At 67.2% G+C, this 16,027-nt stretch carries 18 protein-coding genes; 12 read left to right on the top strand and 6 right to left on the bottom strand.

Going from position 1 to position 16,027, the window contains the following annotated elements:
- Window positions 1-90: 90 nt before the first annotated feature.
- From U5N23_RS00320 to U5N23_RS00310, 3 genes are read left to right on the top strand one after another with little or no spacing between them, the layout of a single operon-like run.
- Window positions 91-573 (top strand): GNAT family N-acetyltransferase, encoded by a 483-nt coding sequence (locus U5N23_RS00320; RefSeq protein ID WP_322590884.1) that lies wholly within the window; start codon window positions 91-93, stop codon window positions 571-573.
- A complete protein-coding gene (locus U5N23_RS00315) occupies window positions 570-1,307 on the top strand; it encodes an aspartyl/asparaginyl beta-hydroxylase domain-containing protein (protein WP_322590883.1) in 738 nt (245 codons plus the stop codon). The genes U5N23_RS00320 and U5N23_RS00315 overlap by 4 nt, the downstream gene beginning before the upstream one ends.
- Entirely contained in the window at window positions 1,273-2,286 is a 1,014-nt protein-coding gene (locus U5N23_RS00310) for a hypothetical protein (RefSeq protein WP_322590882.1), read from the top strand. The genes U5N23_RS00315 and U5N23_RS00310 overlap by 35 nt, the downstream gene beginning before the upstream one ends.
- A gap of 25 nt (window positions 2,287-2,311) precedes the next feature.
- Here U5N23_RS00310 and U5N23_RS00305 read toward each other — a convergent pair whose 3' ends face one another.
- On the bottom strand, window positions 2,312-2,971 hold the full coding sequence (locus U5N23_RS00305) for a phage tail protein (protein WP_322590881.1): 660 nt from the start codon (window positions 2,969-2,971) through the stop codon (window positions 2,312-2,314).
- Window positions 2,972-3,679: 708 nt separating this feature from the next.
- Here U5N23_RS00305 and U5N23_RS00300 point away from each other — a divergent pair.
- The 6 genes from U5N23_RS00300 (at window position 3,680) to U5N23_RS00275 (ending at window position 8,438) form a co-directional block, all read left to right on the top strand.
- Window positions 3,680-4,051, top strand: coding sequence for a hypothetical protein (locus U5N23_RS00300; protein WP_322590880.1), 372 nt, complete (start codon window positions 3,680-3,682; stop codon window positions 4,049-4,051).
- A gap of 105 nt (window positions 4,052-4,156) precedes the next feature.
- Window positions 4,157-4,453 (top strand): hypothetical protein, encoded by a 297-nt coding sequence (locus U5N23_RS00295; protein WP_221480051.1) that lies wholly within the window; start codon window positions 4,157-4,159, stop codon window positions 4,451-4,453.
- A 164-nt stretch (window positions 4,454-4,617) separates the two neighbouring features.
- Window positions 4,618-4,974, top strand: a complete 357-nt coding sequence (locus U5N23_RS00290; RefSeq protein ID WP_322590879.1) for a hypothetical protein — start codon at window positions 4,618-4,620, stop codon at window positions 4,972-4,974.
- A 32-nt stretch (window positions 4,975-5,006) separates the two neighbouring features.
- Window positions 5,007-6,680, top strand: a complete 1,674-nt coding sequence (locus U5N23_RS00285) for a DUF4384 domain-containing protein (RefSeq protein ID WP_322590878.1) — start codon at window positions 5,007-5,009, stop codon at window positions 6,678-6,680.
- Window positions 6,677-7,855, top strand: a complete 1,179-nt coding sequence (locus U5N23_RS00280) for a tetratricopeptide repeat protein (RefSeq protein WP_322590877.1) — start codon at window positions 6,677-6,679, stop codon at window positions 7,853-7,855. The genes U5N23_RS00285 and U5N23_RS00280 overlap by 4 nt, the downstream gene beginning before the upstream one ends.
- A gap of 16 nt (window positions 7,856-7,871) precedes the next feature.
- Window positions 7,872-8,438, top strand: coding sequence for a pentapeptide repeat-containing protein (locus tag U5N23_RS00275; RefSeq protein WP_322590876.1), 567 nt, complete (start codon window positions 7,872-7,874; stop codon window positions 8,436-8,438).
- Between the two features lie 60 nt (window positions 8,439-8,498).
- Here U5N23_RS00275 and U5N23_RS00270 read toward each other — a convergent pair whose 3' ends face one another.
- Window positions 8,499-10,016: a CoA-acylating methylmalonate-semialdehyde dehydrogenase gene (locus U5N23_RS00270; protein WP_322590875.1), complete on the bottom strand. Its 1,518-nt coding sequence runs from the start codon at window positions 10,014-10,016 to the stop codon at window positions 8,499-8,501.
- A 27-nt stretch (window positions 10,017-10,043) separates the two neighbouring features.
- Window positions 10,044-11,405: an aspartate aminotransferase family protein gene (locus U5N23_RS00265; protein ID WP_057200500.1), complete on the bottom strand. Its 1,362-nt coding sequence runs from the start codon at window positions 11,403-11,405 to the stop codon at window positions 10,044-10,046.
- A 153-nt stretch (window positions 11,406-11,558) separates the two neighbouring features.
- Here U5N23_RS00265 and U5N23_RS00260 point away from each other — a divergent pair, with 153 nt between their 5' ends.
- Window positions 11,559-12,491 carry a LysR family transcriptional regulator gene (locus tag U5N23_RS00260; protein ID WP_322590874.1) on the top strand — a complete coding sequence of 311 codons (933 nt, stop codon included), beginning with the start codon at window positions 11,559-11,561 and terminating at the stop codon, window positions 12,489-12,491.
- Between the two features lie 4 nt (window positions 12,492-12,495).
- Here U5N23_RS00260 and U5N23_RS00255 read toward each other — a convergent pair whose 3' ends face one another.
- A complete protein-coding gene (locus U5N23_RS00255) occupies window positions 12,496-13,410 on the bottom strand; it encodes an AraC family transcriptional regulator (protein WP_322590873.1) in 915 nt (304 codons plus the stop codon).
- A gap of 128 nt (window positions 13,411-13,538) precedes the next feature.
- On the opposite strand from U5N23_RS00255, the gene U5N23_RS00250 reads away from it, so the two are divergent.
- Window positions 13,539-13,928: a nuclear transport factor 2 family protein gene (locus U5N23_RS00250; protein ID WP_322590872.1), complete on the top strand. Its 390-nt coding sequence runs from the start codon at window positions 13,539-13,541 to the stop codon at window positions 13,926-13,928.
- A gap of 85 nt (window positions 13,929-14,013) precedes the next feature.
- On the top strand, window positions 14,014-14,316 hold the full coding sequence (locus U5N23_RS00245; protein ID WP_322590871.1) for a flagellar basal body rod protein FlgC: 303 nt from the start codon (window positions 14,014-14,016) through the stop codon (window positions 14,314-14,316).
- Between the two features lie 71 nt (window positions 14,317-14,387).
- On the opposite strand, the gene U5N23_RS00240 is transcribed toward U5N23_RS00245, so the two are convergent.
- A complete protein-coding gene (locus U5N23_RS00240; RefSeq protein ID WP_322590870.1) occupies window positions 14,388-15,332 on the bottom strand; it encodes a hypothetical protein in 945 nt (314 codons plus the stop codon).
- Window positions 15,333-15,446: 114 nt separating this feature from the next.
- On the bottom strand, window positions 15,447-15,938 hold the full coding sequence (locus tag U5N23_RS00235) for a Crp/Fnr family transcriptional regulator (protein ID WP_145694075.1): 492 nt from the start codon (window positions 15,936-15,938) through the stop codon (window positions 15,447-15,449).
- Between the last annotated feature and the right edge of the window lie 89 nt (window positions 15,939-16,027).

Genomic DNA, 16,027 nt, shown 5'->3' with positions numbered 1-16,027 from the left:
AATTTGGACACCGCCCATTCCCTTGCCAGAATGGGCAGGTTTCCACGATCCGACCAAACATCGTACCGCCGGTGATCCACTGTGTATCCATTGCCAGAACCATTTGCCCTGAGGGACAGGACCGAGGCGGACGCTGCCTTCCTGCAGGCGCTGTACCTCTCCACCCGCGAAGACCTGCAGCAGGCCCTGCCGGACCCCGCGCTGCTGCAGCAGCTGGTCGCCATGCAGCAGACCGCGCAGGAAGCCGGGTTCCGCCTCCGGTTTCCCCAGGCCCGCCAGCTCCTGCTGCTGCGCTCGGGCCTGCCCATCGGCCGCGTGGTGGTGGTGGACACGGGCCCGCAGGCCTTGCGCCTGGTGGACATCGCCATCACCCCACAAGCCCGCCGCAGCGGCGCCGCAAGCGCCGTGCTGGCTGCCTTGCAGGCCCATGCCGTGGCACGGGGGCTGCCGCTGTGCCTGGCCGTGGCACATACCAACCATGCAGCGCAAAGCCTGTACCGCAAGCGGGGATTCGCCACCGCCTCCGAGGACGATCTGCTCGCGCAGATGGTCTGGCAGAGGGCGCCCGCATGACTGCCGCCATGGAGCCCACCCGCTACCTGAAGCTGCCCATTGCCTTCGACCGGGCCCGGTTGCAGGAAGATCTGCGGCGCATCGCCCCTGCGGACTGGATCGGCCACTTCAACACCTCGGCCTACGAAAAGGGCTGGGGCTGCGTCCCGCTGCGTTCCGTCGACGGCCGCACGGACCACATCATGCCGGTGCATGGCGGCCGCTTCGAGGACACCCCCATCCTCGCCCGCTGTCCTTACTTCCGGCAGGCCATCGACCATTTCCAGTGCGAGAAGACCTCCGTGCGCCTGATGGGCCTGGAAGCCGCAGGGGTGATCCACGAGCACCGTGACGAAGGCGGCGCCCTGGAGGACGGCCTGACCCGCCTGCACATTCCCGTGCAGACCTCCCCGCTGGCCACCTTTCGCATCGATGGGGAAGAAGTCCATTTCTCGGCAGGCCATGCCTGGTACCTCAACGCCGCCTGCCTGCATGGCGCTGAAAACCGCAGCCCGCAAGCCCGCATCCACCTCATGATCGACTGCGTGACCAATCCGTGGCTCACGCAGCTGTTCCAGGCAGCTGGCGGGGTCCTGCGCGAAAGCCCGCCCTATGGCGATGCCAACATCCATGACGGCAACGTGCTGCAGGTGATTGCCGGGCTGCGCGCCAGCGGCCATGCCGCCGGTGTCCAACTCGCCACCCGATTGCAGGAAACCCATGCTCGCAGAACAGGCACTGCTGCGCGGCCGTGAGGTCGGCCCGGCCGAGCGGCAGTCGCTGCACGGCTGGTTCCCGGTGAGCCTGCAGCACGACCCGGCCTCGGTCTGGTGGCGCTTTCTAGGTGACCAGCGGTTCACGGCCCCCTTCTTTGAAGACAGCCTGGCCTGGCAGGCCGTGCAGGACCGCAAGGTGTGCACCACCCCCCTGTCCGCGCTGGAAGATCTGCCCGAGAACGTGCCGCCGGCGGCCTTCATCTTCCACGTCTCGCGCTGCGGCTCCACGCTGCTCACGCAGGCCCTGGCCACCTTGCCTCAGTGCATCGTGATGTCGGAGCCCCCGGCCCTCGACGCCTTCTTCCGGCTGCACCACCGGCACCCGGAGCACAGCGGCGGCGCGCACACGCTGAGGCGGCTGGTGGCGGCCCTGGGGCAAAAGCGCCATCCGGCCGAGCGGCACCTGGTCATCAAGTTCGACTGCTGGCACCTGCCCTGGATTCCCTTCGTGCAGGCGGCCTTTCCGGGCACTCCCACCGTGTTCCTGTACCGCGAGCCCGGGGAAGTGCTCGCATCCCACCGCCGACAGCGCGGCCGGCAGATGGTGCCGGGCTTGATCGATCTGTCGCGGCTGGCGGCCCTGGTGCAGCGGCCTGGCGCCCAGGAACTGGCGCCCGGAGACCTGGACGGCCATGCGGTCCGGGTGCTCGAAAGCCTGTACCGCTGCGGGCTGGAGATGGCGGCCGCCTCGAACCTGCTGCTGATGGACTATGGGCAGCTTCCCGACGTGATTTGGAACCCGCTGCTGGACACCCTGGGGATGGAGTGCACGCCCACTGAACTGGCCACGCTGCAGGCCCGCGCAGGCTTTCACTCCAAGCATTCGGGCAACCGGTTCCAGGGAGACCCTGCGCCCGCGCGCGCCGCACCGAGCCCGCCAACCCCCGAGCGCCTGGACGAGGCGACCCGGTGCTACCAGCAACTGGAGCAATGGCGGCTGGCGCGCAGCCCGGGCTGAATGCCGGACCTGGCGCCGACCGTCCTCAGTTGCGGGACGGGAAGATGCCTTGCGCGCAGATGATGTAGTTGAGACCCAGGTAGGGCTGCATGATGGACACGGTGGCATTCGTCTGCACGGGTGCCTGCAGTGGCTGGCCGCTTCCCGTAGAACCCACGGTCACAGCGCCCGCCGCGGCCGCTGTGCTGACGCCACCCAGGTTGACCGGCCCGGTCACCGTGGGGCAGTAGATGGAAGCACTGCCGGGACCGCCGGGTGACGCACTCAGGAAGGAGCCATTGGCCGGGGAAGTGCTGGTTCCGGTGGTGCCGGTGGACGCCTCCAACGTGGTCTTGATGGCCGTAGGATCAATGCTGGCGGTGTGGGTGTGGGCAGGCAGATTGGCGGTGGCCAAGGTCACCGTCGCCGCGCCGGTCGCAAGCACGGTGACATTGTTGCTTCCCGCCATTTCTCCCTGGACCACGTTGGCAATGCCCGGACCGGCACCCTGAGAACCGACCGGAACCCTCCCCCGCAGATCCGGCAGGCCAAAGGTGGTCTGGCCATCGCCGCCATACATCGTCCCCAGCAGCGAAAACAGCGCGGAATTCTGGGCAATGGGCACTGTCTGGCCATTGCAGAACATCCAGCCGCGCGGCGCGTAGTTGAACGCGACCGGCACGATCATGCCCATAAATGCATCCATGAAGGCTCCTTCAAAAAAGCGGGTGAGAGGCGCCGGATGCTAGGGCGGTGGCGTGCGTACGGTCAACGAAGAAATTGCCAGATTGCGATGCATGCATGCGACCGTGCAAAGGCGCCATGCCCCCACCGGACCGGTGAACCGCGAAGGAGGGTCGGGGTGCTTTCGCCCACCACGCAGAGCCGGCCATCCCAACCCGCTGACCTGTTGTCCTTGTCGGCCGGACAGTGCCGCGCCCCCATCGCCGAAGCGGCCTGCGGAGCGCCGCGCCCCCTCCGCAGATCGCCGACGAAGGTTGACGCAAAGATTTTCGCGACAGATCAGGGGAACAGCCCGTTCACGAAAGCGCTCCGAAACCGGCGATATGCAGTTGTCACATATGTATGTGATTTTGTGAATTGTATCCGGGCGTTTTTCCGATCTTATAGATTCTGCATTTCTCTTTCCTTTTGTTGCATATGTTTCAACGCAAATGGGGCGTATAGGCTGATTTCGAGAGTTTTCCCGCCGTTAGGGGGGCTTCTGCGAAAACCGCGCGAATTTAATGAATTTGTCACGGACGGGCTTGAAACTGCCCTTGGACATGAAAAGATCAAAAAGTTCCTTGCCAATCTTCGTCCAACAAATCGCCAACACCCTGCCGGAGCAAAGCATGCAGCGAACTGAATGCGATTACCGGCAAGCCGAATATTGAGTGAATTGGAACCTGGAATGATGCATCTGATTTCTCCCTGGATCGCAGCAGTGGCACTGGCCCCCGCCTTTGCCCACAGCGCTGGCAATCAACAGACAGTCGAATTGAGCGGCGGCGCCGCGAACGTGGCCGCCACGGGCGGCACTGCGGTGATGAATATCTCGTCCACCCAGGGTGCCCAGGTCATCAGCGGCAATTCGCAGCAGGTGGTGGTGCGCGGGGCCGTGCTGAATGCCGCGACCTTCGGCGCCCACAGCGAGCTGAATATCGCCTCCCGCACGGGACCCGGTGCCGGCTCGGGCAGCCAGGTCATATCGGTCCAGGGCCCTGTCGTCAATCAGGCCGCTGGCAAGGGAGTGAAAAGTGTCGTGAATATTGGCGGGAGGTGATTCCCACCAAAACCTCCGGTAGATTATTGAATATCAACCGGATTTTCCAGTGGCAGCCATTATCGATCTGGCGCCTTTCTTTTATCCTCATCAATGGAGTTCATTATGCAAAAGACTTTCGCACTGGCTATTTCCGCTCTGGTCCTCGTCGCTGGCGCTGCGCATGCAGAAGTGAAAATCGGCGGCAATAACAACCAGAAAGTGACCGTGCAGAACGGCGCCGTCGCCAACATGGCCTTCGGTGCTTCCACCGCCAAGCAGAACCTGGCGTCCAACAAGGGCAACGTCAAGATCGGCGGCAACAACACCCAGGAAGTCTCCGTGAAGAACGGCGCCGTCGCCAACATGGCCTTCGGCGCTTCCAAGGCCGAGCAGAACCTCGCCTCCAACGACGGCAAGTAAGCCCTTCTGCGGATCACCGACCGATCCGCCATGACAGATGAACAAGGCGCGCAGTAGCGCTGCTGCGCGCCCTGGGAACCTGTACCTGTCCAAAGCCTTTTGGGCCGATCGCACCAATGCGATGGCAAAGGGCTTTGGACAGGTTCTTAAGAGGAGAAGCACCCATGAAATCCCACCGCCTTGCCGCGCTGTGCCTGGTCTCGGCCTGCGCCGCCGCATCGTCGCCATCCGTTCTGGCCCAGACGCCCGTCCAGAAGCCCCCGGCAGGGCGCAGCGGGCTCGATCCTGCCTCGCGCACCAAGGTCACCAACGTGCTCTCGCGCACCCGCATCGATGCCGAGGACACGCTGGCCACGGTGGACCGCAAGCTCGTCACCGGCCCCAGCGGCAGCAGCTGCGCCACCAACATCGGCGCGCCCAAGGTGTCCGAGGGCGACAGCGGCATCGGCAACCGTTTCGGTACCTCCAACAACGATCAGGTCATCGTGGTGCAAGGCCCCGTGATCAATCTCTGCAAGTAACCACCACCACGCCATCACCACCGGTTTCCAGCATGAAGAACAACAACAGCACCCACCACCCGCGCCGCCCACGCCACCTTCTGGCCCTGTCAGCCCTGGCGCTCCTGATGTCTGGCTGCGCGATCCAGCCCAGCGTGAGCGACCGCGTGAACATCATCGAGCAGGGCACCGTGGAGCAGGCCCCCTTGATCTCGCCGAGCAAATCGGGCTCCGTGCTGCGCGAAGGCCTGGCCTGCATGGACCGCATGCTGGCTGCCGAGAACACCCCCACCACGCTTATCGCCGTGAAGTCCATCCCCGACCCGTCGGGCCTGTTCAGCACGGGCACCAAGGAGATGCTGATCACCGCCCTGTCGCGCATGTCGCGCACCAGCCAGGCCTTTCGCGTGGTCGACTACGAGGTGGACGCGCTGCGCCAGGACACGGTGCAGACCCTCACCAGCCTGCTGCTCAACAACAACCAAATGGAGCTGCGCAAGCCGCAGATCTACATCTCGGGCGCCATCAGCTTCGGCGACAAGACCGTGGTCTCCAAGCGCCAGAGCCTGGGCATCTCCACCGCCGCTACCGACACCGGCTACAGCTGGGACGTGCTGGGCAGCGCGGTGGGCCTGGACCTGCACCTCGGTGACATGAACACGCGCACGCTGTACTCGGGCATCGAATCGGCCAACGAACTCATCGTGGCCACCGGCGGCAAGGCGGTGGAGATCGGCGCCAAGGCCACCGGCCTGCCCCGGCACATCTACCGCGTGGGCGTGCAGTACGAGGTGGCGGCCGACAACAACCAGGGCGCCGGCGCCGCCATCCGTCTGCTGGTGGACCTGGCCGCCATCGAGCTGGTGGGCAAGTGGGCCAAGGTGCCCTACTGGGACTGCATTGACTACGAGCAGAACCACCCCGAGTTCCTGCGCCAGATGCGCGCCTGGTTCGACGAGGCCAGCGTGGCCGAGCGCTGGACCCTGGCGCAGCGCGTGCTGCAGACCCATGGCATCTGGAACGGCACGGCCGACGGCACGGACTCTGCGGCCTTCCGCAAGGCCGTCACCCAGTACCAGGCGTCGCAGGACCTCACCCCCGTGGGCGTGGTCAACTTCGAGACCTACACCCGGCTGATGCGCAGCTTCGTGGGCATGTCGGCCGAAGGCAAGCTGCGCCGGCCCGAGTACGCAGACGACAAGCTGGTGGTGCGCCCCAGCGGCCTGCCGGCCAACGAGCCCGACCCGCGCAGCATCGCGCTGACCATGGTCGGCCGCAAGGACCGCGACCTCAAGGTCGGCGAATCCATCGTGGTGCGGGTGGTGCCGCCGCGCACTGGCTACCTCTATTGCTACTACCAGGACGCGGGCGGCTCCATCAGCCAAGTCTACCCCAACCCGATGCAGCCGTCAGCCACGGTGCAGGGCCGCACCAGCGTGCTGATCCCCGACATCAGCAAACCCAACTCCTTCCTGATCGAGACGGCGCGCGGCGGCACCGAGAACATGTTCTGCGCCATGACGGCCCAGCCGCTCAAGGGCCAGGTGCCGGTGGCCCTGACCCGTGCCAACCTGGAGCCTATCAAGAGCGTGACCAGCCTGGCCCAGGTGCAGGGTGCATTCGAGCAGGCCGGCGTCGGCGTGATGAGCACCTCGCTCGACTGGAACGTGCAGACCCCGGTCGCAGAGCCCATCCGCGGCAACACCGCCAACCGGCCACGCAAATGAACACCGCACCACGGCAACCCCATGGCGCGCCCGCAGACCGGGCCCGCCGAACGGCCCTGCGCTGGTCCCTGGCCGCCTGCTGCGCGACAGCCGCCGGCGCCGCGCAGGCCGTGATCCAGCTGCCCTCGCAGCCGGTTTCGGCCGCCCAGGGCGACGCAAGCCGCACGCCCCCGACGCCGGGCGGCTCGCTGCGCCTGCCTTCGGCCAATACCGAGCAGGTGCTCAACAGCCTGATCGAGGCGGCCAACGCCGGCGATGCCGATGCCATGGTGCAGGTGGGCATGTACTACCACGCCAACCCTGGCCTGCCCCAGGCTGCGGCTACCGCACGGCGCTGGTGGGGCCGCGCCGCCGATGCCGGCGACGTGCGCGGCATGGCCGGCTACGGCTACCTGCTGGGCGTGGACAATGCCGGCGGCCAGCGCGACCTGTCGGTGGCCCGCGAGTGGCTGCACAAGGCCCGCGCTGCAGGCCTGGTGCGCGCCACCTACATCGAGTCGCTGCTTGAAGGCCAGATCACCGGCCCGCGCAAGCTGCGCGATGCGCGCCGCCTGCTGGAGCAGGCCGCCCAGGACGGCGACCCTCTGGCCATGAACGACCTGGCCGTGGCCTGGGAGCTCGACGGCAGCCCGGAGCGGGCACGCGAGATGTACGTGCTCGCGGCGGCCCAGGGCTACGGCGCGGCCCGCGCCAACTACCTGCGCCTGGAGCGCCAGAACCGCTCCAGCGATTCGGCCACGCTGGCCCGGCTGCGCACCCTGTCGGACGACGGCAACGCCGATGCCACGCTGCAGCTGGCCCAGCTGTACCACCAAGGCAGGGGCGGCGTGCAGCGTGATTTCGCCCAAGCCATCCAGCTGTACCGACGCGCAGCCGACGGCGGCTCGCGCAGCGCCCGCGAATTCCTGGCACTGGCCTTCAGCCGCTCTTCACGCGACAACTCGGCGCGCGGCGTGGATGCGGCCTGGATGGAGGAGCTGGCCACGCGCATCAATGCCCGCACGGACGCCGGCAAGGAGGGCCGGGACATGCTGTCCGACCGTCCCCGGCGCAGCGAGGACGCGCTGTGGAATCTCACCAGCTTACGTTGGACACCGCCTGTTACCGACGAGCCCGCCGTCCCCCCTTACAGTCCAGCCCGCGCTCCGGCCGAGGGCCTACCGATTGACGAATGACCAAGGAAATCCAGAGATGAAGAAGCACCCCCTTGCCAGCACCCTGATCGCCCTCACGGCCGTCACCGCCTGCCTGCCCCTGGCCCATGCCCAGCGCAACCTCGCCTCCAATGGCTCCGGAACGGTGATCGCCGGGGACAACAACGCCTCGGTGGTCGTCAACGGCCAGCAAATCATCACCGCCACCGATGGCAACGCCCGCGTGGAGACCACCATCGGCGGCGGCAGCGGTCGCGTGGTGGTGCAGGGCACGTCGACCACGGTGACCAACTCCGCCAATGCCAAGCCCGCTCCCGTCGGCAAAGGCGGCAAGAACCAGGACTACGTGAACAGCGACCTCTCGGGCCGCAACTTCGCGGGCGCCCAGCTGGCCGGCCGCAAGTTCACCAATGTGGACCTGTCGCGCGCCAATCTCTCGGGCGCCGACCTGCGCGGCGCCGAGTTGGTCAACGTGAGCCTGGAGCAGGCCGACCTGCGCGGCGCCAATCTTTCGGGCGCGAAGATGGTCAACGTAGACCTGGACGCGGCCCAGCTCGAAGGCGCGACCTGGACCGACGGCAAGCGCTGCCGCGCCGCCTGCTAAACCACACCCCCATGAAAAAACGGCCCCGCAGGGCCGTTTGTCTTGTGGGACGCCGTCGAATCAGCGGCTGCTCGGGAAGCTGAACACCGCGCCTTCGCGCACGCCGGCCGAAGGCCAGCGCTGGGTGATGGTCTTGCGCTTGGTGTAAAAGCGCACGGCATCGGGGCCGTAGGCGTGCAGGTCGCCGAACAGGCTGCGCTTCCAGCCGCCGAACGAGTGGTAGGCCACGGGCACGGGCAGGGGCACGTTCACGCCCACCATGCCGACCTGGATGTGGTCGGTGAAGTAGCGCGCAGCCTCGCCGTCGCGCGTGAAGATGCAGGTGCCGTTGCCGTACTCGTGCTCGTCGATGAGCTTCATGGCTTCCTGCAGCGTCTTCACGCGCACCACGCCGAGCACGGGGCCGAAGATCTCCTCCTGGTAGATCTTCATGCCGGGCTTGACGTTGTCGAACAGGCAGGCTCCCAGGAAGTAGCCTTCCTCATGGCCGGGCACGGTCACGCTGCGGCCGTCGACCACCAGCGTGGCGCCTTCGGCCACGCCGCTGTCGACATAGGCCTTGACCTTCTCGAAGTGGGGCTTGGTCACCAGCGGGCCCATGTCGTTGCCGTTGTCGGTGCCGGGGCCGACCTTCATCTTGGCGATCTCGGTCTTGAGGCCCGCCACCACCGCATCACCGGCCTCGTCGCCCACGGCCACCACCAGGGGGATGGCCATGCAGCGCTCGCCGCAGCTGCCGTAGGCGGCGCCCATGAGGGCGCTTACGGCGTTGCCGATGTCGGCGTCGGGCATCACGATGGCGTGGTTCTTGGCGCCGCCCAGGGCCTGCACGCGCTTGCCGTTCTTGCAGCCTTCGGCATAGATGTACTCGGCGATGGGGGTGGAGCCGACAAAGCTCACGGCCTTGATGCGCGCGTCCTGCAGCAGCGTGTCCACGGCCAGCTTGTCACCGTTGACGACGTTGAGCACGCCCGGCGGCAGGCCGGCTTCCAGCGCCAGCTGGGCGATAAACAGCGTGCTGCTCGGGTCACGCTCGGAGGGCTTGAGCACGAAGGTGTTGCCGCAGGCCACGGCCATGGGCCACATCCACAGCGGCACCATGGCCGGAAAGTTGAAGGGCGTGATGCCCGCCGCCACACCCAGCGCCTGGAACTCGCTCCACGAGTCGATGCCGGGGCCGACATTGCGGCTGTGCTCGCCCTTGAGCAGCTCGGGCGCGTAGCTGGCGTACTCCACGTTCTCGATGCCGCGCTGCAGCTCGCCGTGTGCGTCGCTGAGCACCTTGCCGTGCTCGGCCGTGATCATGGCGGCGATCTTGTCGGCGTTCTCTTCGAGCAGCACCTTGAGCTTGCCCATCACGCGGGCGCGCTTGAGCGGCGGCGTGTTGCGCCAGGCCGGGAAGGCCGCCTCGGCCGAGGCGATGGCGCGCTCCACCGTGGCCTTGCTGGCCAGCGCGACATTGGTGGTGGACTGGCCCGTGGCGGGGTTGAAGACCGGCTGCGTGCGCTCGGTGTCGGCAACGATCTGGCCGTCGATCAGGTGGCCGATGGTGGTGGTGACGCTCTTGTCGTGGTTCATGGCAAAGGAATGGCTAAAAAATGGATCTCAGGCGGTTTCCGCGAGTGCGTCGCCCAGGGCATTGACGAGGCGGTCGATCTCGGCCTTCTCGCTGATGAAGGGCGGTGCCAGCTGGATGGTGTCGCCACCGTAGCGCACGTAAAAGCCCTTCTTCCAGCAGTTCATCGCGATCTCGTAGGGGCGGCGTGCCGGCTCGCCGGGCAGCGGGGCGATGGTGATGCCCGCGGCCAGGCCGTAGTTGCGGATGTCGAGCACATGCTTGCTGCCCTTGAGGCTGTGCACGGCCTGCTCGAAGTGCGGGCTCAGCGCGTTCACGCGGCCGATGGCGTCTTCGCTCTGCAGCAGGTCCAGCGCGGCGATGCCGGCGGCGCAGGCCACGGGGTGGGCCGAGTAGGTGTAGCCGTGCGGGAACTCGAGCATGTACTCGGGGCCGCCCGCCGCCATGAAGGTGTCGTAGATGTCCTTGCTGGCCACCACGCCGCCCAGGGGCTGGGCGCCGTTGGTCACCTGCTTGGCGAAGTTCAGGATGTCGGGCGTCACGCCGAAGGCCTCGGCGCCGGTCCAGGCACCCGAGCGGCCGAAGGCGGTGATGACTTCGTCAAAAATCAGCAGGATGTTGTTCTGCGTGCAGATCTCGCGCAGGCGCTGCAGGTAGCCCACGGGCGGGATCACCACGCCGGCCGAGCCCGAGAAGGGCTCGACGATCACGGCCGCGATGTTCGAGGCGTCGTGCAGCGCGATCACGTCCAGCAGGCGGTCGGCCAGTTCCTTGCCGGTGGGCGGCATGCCCTTGTGGAAGGAGCCGGCGACCGGCTGGGTGTGGGGCAGGTGGTCGGCTTCGACGCCCTGGCCGAAGAGCTTGCGGTTGGCCGCGATGCCGCCCACCGAGATGCCGCCGAAGTTCACGCCGTGGTAGCCCTTTTCGCGGCCGATCAGGCGCGTCTTGCTGGCCTGGCCCTTGGCACGCCAGTAGGCGCGCGCCATCTTCAGCGAGGTGTCGGCCGCTTCCGAGCCCGAGCCGGTGAAGAACACGTAATCGAGGCCGTCGGGCGTGATGGCCTTGATGCGGTTGGCCAGCTCGAACGAGAGCGGGTGGCCGAACTGGAAGGCCGGCGCGTAGTCGAGCTTCATGGCCTGCTTGCCAATGGCATCGGCGATCTCGCGGCGCCCATGGCCCAGGCCCGTGCACCACAGGCCCGACAGGCCGTCGAAGATCTTGCGGCCGTCCGAATCGGTGTAGTAGGCGCCGCTGCCTTCCACGATCATGCGCGGAGCCGCCTTGAACTGGCGGTTGGCGGTGTACGGCATCCAGTGCGCGTCGAGCCAGGCGGCGTCCAGGCGGTCACCGCCAGCGTCGGAAGCGGGTTTTTCGATGTTGACGAAGCTCATGGGAATCTCCAGTGCAAAAAACGGCCGCCAAAGCGGGAGCAGGCCGGGCAAAAAAGCAGGTCTCGGTGCGGATTGTTGTCCCCGGTGTTAATCTCGCAAAGAGAGCAATATCAATGTTTACTTGCGGATTTATGCAAGTAAAGACCCTTCCCGATGACCACCACCAAAAACCGCGCCGTGCTCGGCCAGCTCAGCGACATGGACCTGCGCCTCTTGCAGGTGTTCAAGGCCGTGGCCGAATGCGGGGGCATGTCGGCCGCCGAGCTGGAGCTGAACATCGGCACCAGCACCGTGAGCCGCCACGTCAAGGACCTGGAGACCCGCCTGGGCCTGACCCTGTGCCGGCGCGGCCGGGCGGGCTTCGCCCTCACGCCCGAGGGCCAGCGCGTCTACGACGAAACCCTGCGCCTGCTGGCCTCGGTGCAGGGCTTTCGCAATGCGGTGGACGACATCCATGCGCGCATGGGCGGGCAGCTCGCGGTGGCCGTGTTCGACAAGACCGCCACCAACCCCGCCGCGCGCATCGGCCAGGCCATCGCCGCCTTTGCCGGGCAGGCGCCCGATGTGCATCTGCAGATGCACGTGGGCACCATCAACGCCATCGAGCGCGGGGTGATCGACGGCACCTACCAGGTCGGCATTATCCCGGCGCACCGCGCCTCGCAGAGCCTGCTGTACACGGACCTGTTCACCGAGACCATGCTGCTGTACTGCGGTGCGGGCCACCCGCTGTTCGGGGTGCATGATCCCTCGCTCGACTGGGAGGCGCTGCGCCACCAGCCCTTCGCCGGCCTGGGCTACCACTCGCCCAACATGGAGCTGAGCCACCAGGCGCGCCTGTCGCGCACCGCCACGGGCTTCGACCAGGAGTCGATCGCCACGCTCATCCTCTCGGGCCGCTACCTCGGTTTTCTGCCCGACCACTATGCCGAGGTCTACGAGCGGCGCGGCCTGATGCAGGCCGTGCAGCCCACGCTGCTGCGCTATAGCTGCCAGTTCGTGGGCCTGCTGCGGCGCTCGCCCGAGCCCTCGCGCGCGGCCCAGGCCTTCCAGCAGTGCCTGGCGCAGGCCCACGGGGTGGGCTGACAGCTCAACCGCCGAGCGCAGGCAATTGCTGCCGGCGAAACTCCGCCGGGGTACAACCCGCCTCCCGCCGGAAGAACTTGCTGAAATGGGTCGCCTCGTCGAAGCCCAGGCGCTCGGCGATGTGCGCCACGGGCACGCCGGTGTGCAGCAGCAGGCGCTTGGCCTCCAGGCAGATGCGCGCGGCGATGAAGGCCTTGGCGCTGGTGCCGGCCGCAGCGCTGGTGGCGCGCGCCAGGCTCTTTTGCGTGCACCCCAGCGGGCCGGCGTAGTCCGCGACCTGGTGCCACTGGGCAAAGCGCTGCTCCAGCAATTGCCGAAAGCGCTCGAAGCGCTGCATCGCGCGGTCGTTCGCGGGCTCCCGGGCGGCACTCTGGCCGTGGGCGATGGCCAGCCGCGCGAGCAGGGCATACAGCTGGTAGCGCAGCAGCGCGTGCAGGTCCTGCGCCGGCGCATCGGCCGCCGCGTCCGCGCGCATCTGCACGATGGCATCCGCCACCGTGCGGGCCTCCCCATCGCCCAGGGCCAGGTGCACGGGAAACCGCTCCAGCCCGACCACCAGGCGCAGGTCGCTGGCCGGCGCAGCACCAGCCGCGAGCAGGAATTCCGGGCGCAGCAGCATGACCCACCCGTCCCAATCCTCTGCCAGCCCGAAGTGGTGGGCCTGGCCGGGCCGGATGGCCAGCAGCGATCCGGGGGCGCAGGGCACGGGCTCGAAGTCGATCACCTGGGTGCAATGTCCCCGGGTGACCAGCACCAGCATGTGGAAGGCGTAGCGGTGGGTGCGCAGGACCTCGCCCTCGGGGCCGCGCTGGCGCAGGTCGGACATCGGGAAGATCTCCAGGTCCAGCCCGTAGGCCCCGGGCGGGCGGTAGTCGAAGCGTTCGATGTCGGCGGCGCTCCATGTTTTCTTCGGGGCCATCACTTTCCCTGGGTTGCGGTGCTGCTCGCATTTTGTCCGATAAGTGTCTTTCTTTGGCTTGGGGATGCCGTGCTTTCCCGCACCCCCAGTCCAATAATTGCCTATCTTCAACACCTGCAAAGAGCCCCATGTCCGCCATCGATATCGCCAAAGACTACATCCGAGCCGCCCAGACCGGCGACCAGGCCCTGCTGGCCGCCACCGTGTCGCCCTCCGTCGTCTGGCACCAGCCCGGCGCCAACCGTTTCTCGGGCACGCACCGGGGACTGGCCGCCGTGGGGGCGATGATCGGGGGCATGATGGAAGTGTCCCAGGGGAGCTTTGCCATCACCGAGGCCAGCCACTACATGGAGAACGGCGACTGGGTCGCCGTCAGCATCCGCTTTGGCGGCGAGCGCGAGGGCGCCCGCCTGGACCAGGCCGGCGTGGACCTGCTGCGCATCGCGGATGGCAAGATTGCCGAGGTCTTTCTTTTCTCCAGCGACCCGGCGCAAGAGGACCGCTTCTGGGGCCAGTGACCATTCCGGCAGGATGGGTGGTCTCGCGTGAAATCCGGTAGCGCGGGATAATCTGGCCATCCTTCGCCACCGCGAGCACTCCACCATGGCCTCCATTTCCTCGATCGGCGCTTCCGGCATGCAGGCCGCCCAGTTGCGCCTGGATGCCTCGGCCAACAACGTGGCCAACATGAACACCCCGCGCTACCAGCGCCAGGTGGTCGAGCAGGAAGCCACACCCGGCGGTGCCGGTGTGACCGGTTCCGTGCGCCGCAGCCAGGAGGAGGGCGTGGCTCTGGAGAAGGAAGCCGTCGAGCAGATCTCGGCCACCTACGCCTTCAAGGCCAACCTGCAGGTGGTGAAGACCCAGGACCAGATGATGGGCTCGCTGCTCGACGTCAAAGCCTGAGCGATCCATCCTCGCAAATGAAAAAGGCGGCCTCGAAGGCCGCCTTTGTTTTTCCGCTGTGCAAAAGATCCTCAGCGCAGCTCACCGTACTGCGTGCTGCTCAGGTCCGGGCCGCGCTCTTCGGCGCCGGGCATTTCCGTGTCCTCGAAGCCCGTCGCATTGGGCGGCCGGGGGCGGATGGGGCCCGAGCGCACCGGGGCACCGCCGGGGCGTGCCGGGGTGACAGGCGCAGGGTTGGTGCCCGCAGCGTCGGCCAGGGCGCGCTTGAAGGCGGCCACTTCGTCGGCCTCGATGGGCTCGAAGCGCGGCACCGGGCGGGTGGCTTCGTAGTCCACTGGCGTGGGCGAGCGCGGTGCGGCCGTGCCCGTCAGCGGGGCCGGGGAGGTGGCCACGGGAGCGGCTGCGCGCAGCGGAGCAGGGCGCGAAAGGGGGGCGGATGGCGTGGCCGACAGCGGGGCAGGGGCCGATACCGGTGGCAGCGGGCGGCGCACGGCGGCGGCCGCAGCCGGAGCCTGCGTGCCCACGGGCAGGGCGGCACCCAGCGGGGCAATGCCCTTTTGCGGAATGCCCACCGCCACATGGTCATTGATGCGCCAGTACACGGCGGTCACCAGGATGTCGTAGCGCGTCTTGGCGGTCTGGGCGATCAGCGCCTCGATCTCGGACAGGCGCACGGTCTCGCCACCGTACTCGCGCGCCAAGTCCATCATCACCAGGAACTGGCGGCCCCGCTGGTCCAGCGAGAGCACCTTGAACTTGTAGCTGGCCGACAGCACGCCGGCACGCACCATGGCATCGCGCACCACGGTGTAGAGCAGCTCGCGGCGCTCCATGCGCTCGTTCTTGCGGTTGGCGGCGTGCTCGGGCGGCACGGCATCGAGCAGGGGCTTGCCCTGGCGGCCGGCAGACAGCGGCACCGTGGCGTCGGCGTTGAGCAGGCCCGAAGGCTCCGAGCCCGCATTGGGCCGCGGCTTGGGCGGTGCCGGTTTGCGGCTGAACCAGCTGAACAGTGACATGGCTTGCTTTCCTCGGGGTGCGCCTGCAGTGGGTTGTCCGATTCAAGTGTACCGCGAGCCCTGCACCGCCAACGAAGCCACCGGTCCCGAAAGGGCTGCCGGCTGACAGGGGTGTCAGGTCGCCGCAACGCGCCGGCGGCGATTGCCCAGGCGCTTGGCCAGTACCGAACCAGCCGCCATGGCCAGACCCAGGGCAATCGCGGGCTGCCGGTTGGTCAACTCGGTGAAACGGATGGCCGTCAGGCTCCACAGCTTGCAAGGCCCGGTGGCCTGCACCGTGGCGCTGCGCGCCCGGTGCGAAAAGAACGCCCCCTCGCCGAGCACCGAGCCCGGGCCCACGATGGCCAGGCGCAAGCGCTCCTTCTCGTCCTGGAAGTGCACGCTCAGGCTGCCACTTTCCACGAAATACAGGGTGCGGTCGGTCGTGCCCTGGGTGAACAGCACATGCCCCGTGGGCAGGATGCAGGGCAGCAGGTAGGAGGCGACGATGTCCCACTGCGCCGGCGTGAGCGGGTTGGTCATGCTGTCGTCGGCACTGGCCTGGGCGATGGCATCGATCAGGCCCTGCAGATCGGCTTTGGTGGCAGCGGGGGATAGGACGTTCATGGTTGTCCTTAAAGTAACCCTGTTACAGGTTGCGCACAAGCGCTGTTTACGTCCGTTTACAACAAAAGAAAGCGTGCAGAACGCCGCAG

Source organism: Acidovorax sp. (assembly GCF_034519795.1).
In the GTDB taxonomy this organism is placed as follows: Bacteria; Pseudomonadota; Gammaproteobacteria; order Burkholderiales; family Burkholderiaceae_C; genus Acidovorax.
The sequence above is the reverse complement of the archived record's forward strand: the minus strand, read 5'-3'. Positions and strand labels throughout refer to the sequence as shown.

What these genes read in the sequence shown, in the direction of transcription:
- U5N23_RS00280 (WP_322590877.1), top strand. Translation starts at nt 6,677, where the DNA reads ATGAACACCGCACCACGGCAACCCCATGGCGCGCCCGCAGACCGGGCC.
- U5N23_RS00270 (WP_322590875.1), bottom strand. Translation starts at nt 10,016, where the DNA reads ATGAACCACGACAAGAGCGTCACCACCACCATCGGCCACCTGATCGAC.
- U5N23_RS00300 (WP_322590880.1), top strand. Translation starts at nt 3,680, where the DNA reads ATGATGCATCTGATTTCTCCCTGGATCGCAGCAGTGGCACTGGCCCCC.
- U5N23_RS00245 (WP_322590871.1), top strand. Translation starts at nt 14,014, where the DNA reads ATGGCCTCCATTTCCTCGATCGGCGCTTCCGGCATGCAGGCCGCCCAG.
- U5N23_RS00265 (WP_057200500.1), bottom strand. Translation starts at nt 11,405, where the DNA reads ATGAGCTTCGTCAACATCGAAAAACCCGCTTCCGACGCTGGCGGTGAC.
- U5N23_RS00260 (WP_322590874.1), top strand. Translation starts at nt 11,559, where the DNA reads ATGACCACCACCAAAAACCGCGCCGTGCTCGGCCAGCTCAGCGACATG.
- U5N23_RS00285 (WP_322590878.1), top strand. Translation starts at nt 5,007, where the DNA reads ATGAAGAACAACAACAGCACCCACCACCCGCGCCGCCCACGCCACCTT.
- U5N23_RS00240 (WP_322590870.1), bottom strand. Translation starts at nt 15,332, where the DNA reads ATGTCACTGTTCAGCTGGTTCAGCCGCAAACCGGCACCGCCCAAGCCG.
- U5N23_RS00250 (WP_322590872.1), top strand. Translation starts at nt 13,539, where the DNA reads ATGTCCGCCATCGATATCGCCAAAGACTACATCCGAGCCGCCCAGACC.
- U5N23_RS00235 (WP_145694075.1), bottom strand. Translation starts at nt 15,938, where the DNA reads ATGAACGTCCTATCCCCCGCTGCCACCAAAGCCGATCTGCAGGGCCTG.
- U5N23_RS00305 (WP_322590881.1), bottom strand. Translation starts at nt 2,971, where the DNA reads ATGGATGCATTTATGGGCATGATCGTGCCGGTCGCGTTCAACTACGCG.
- U5N23_RS00275 (WP_322590876.1), top strand. Translation starts at nt 7,872, where the DNA reads ATGAAGAAGCACCCCCTTGCCAGCACCCTGATCGCCCTCACGGCCGTC.
- U5N23_RS00315 (WP_322590883.1), top strand. Translation starts at nt 570, where the DNA reads ATGACTGCCGCCATGGAGCCCACCCGCTACCTGAAGCTGCCCATTGCC.
- U5N23_RS00255 (WP_322590873.1), bottom strand. Translation starts at nt 13,410, where the DNA reads ATGGCCCCGAAGAAAACATGGAGCGCCGCCGACATCGAACGCTTCGAC.
- U5N23_RS00290 (WP_322590879.1), top strand. Translation starts at nt 4,618, where the DNA reads ATGAAATCCCACCGCCTTGCCGCGCTGTGCCTGGTCTCGGCCTGCGCC.
- U5N23_RS00310 (WP_322590882.1), top strand. Translation starts at nt 1,273, where the DNA reads ATGCTCGCAGAACAGGCACTGCTGCGCGGCCGTGAGGTCGGCCCGGCC.
- U5N23_RS00295 (WP_221480051.1), top strand. Translation starts at nt 4,157, where the DNA reads ATGCAAAAGACTTTCGCACTGGCTATTTCCGCTCTGGTCCTCGTCGCT.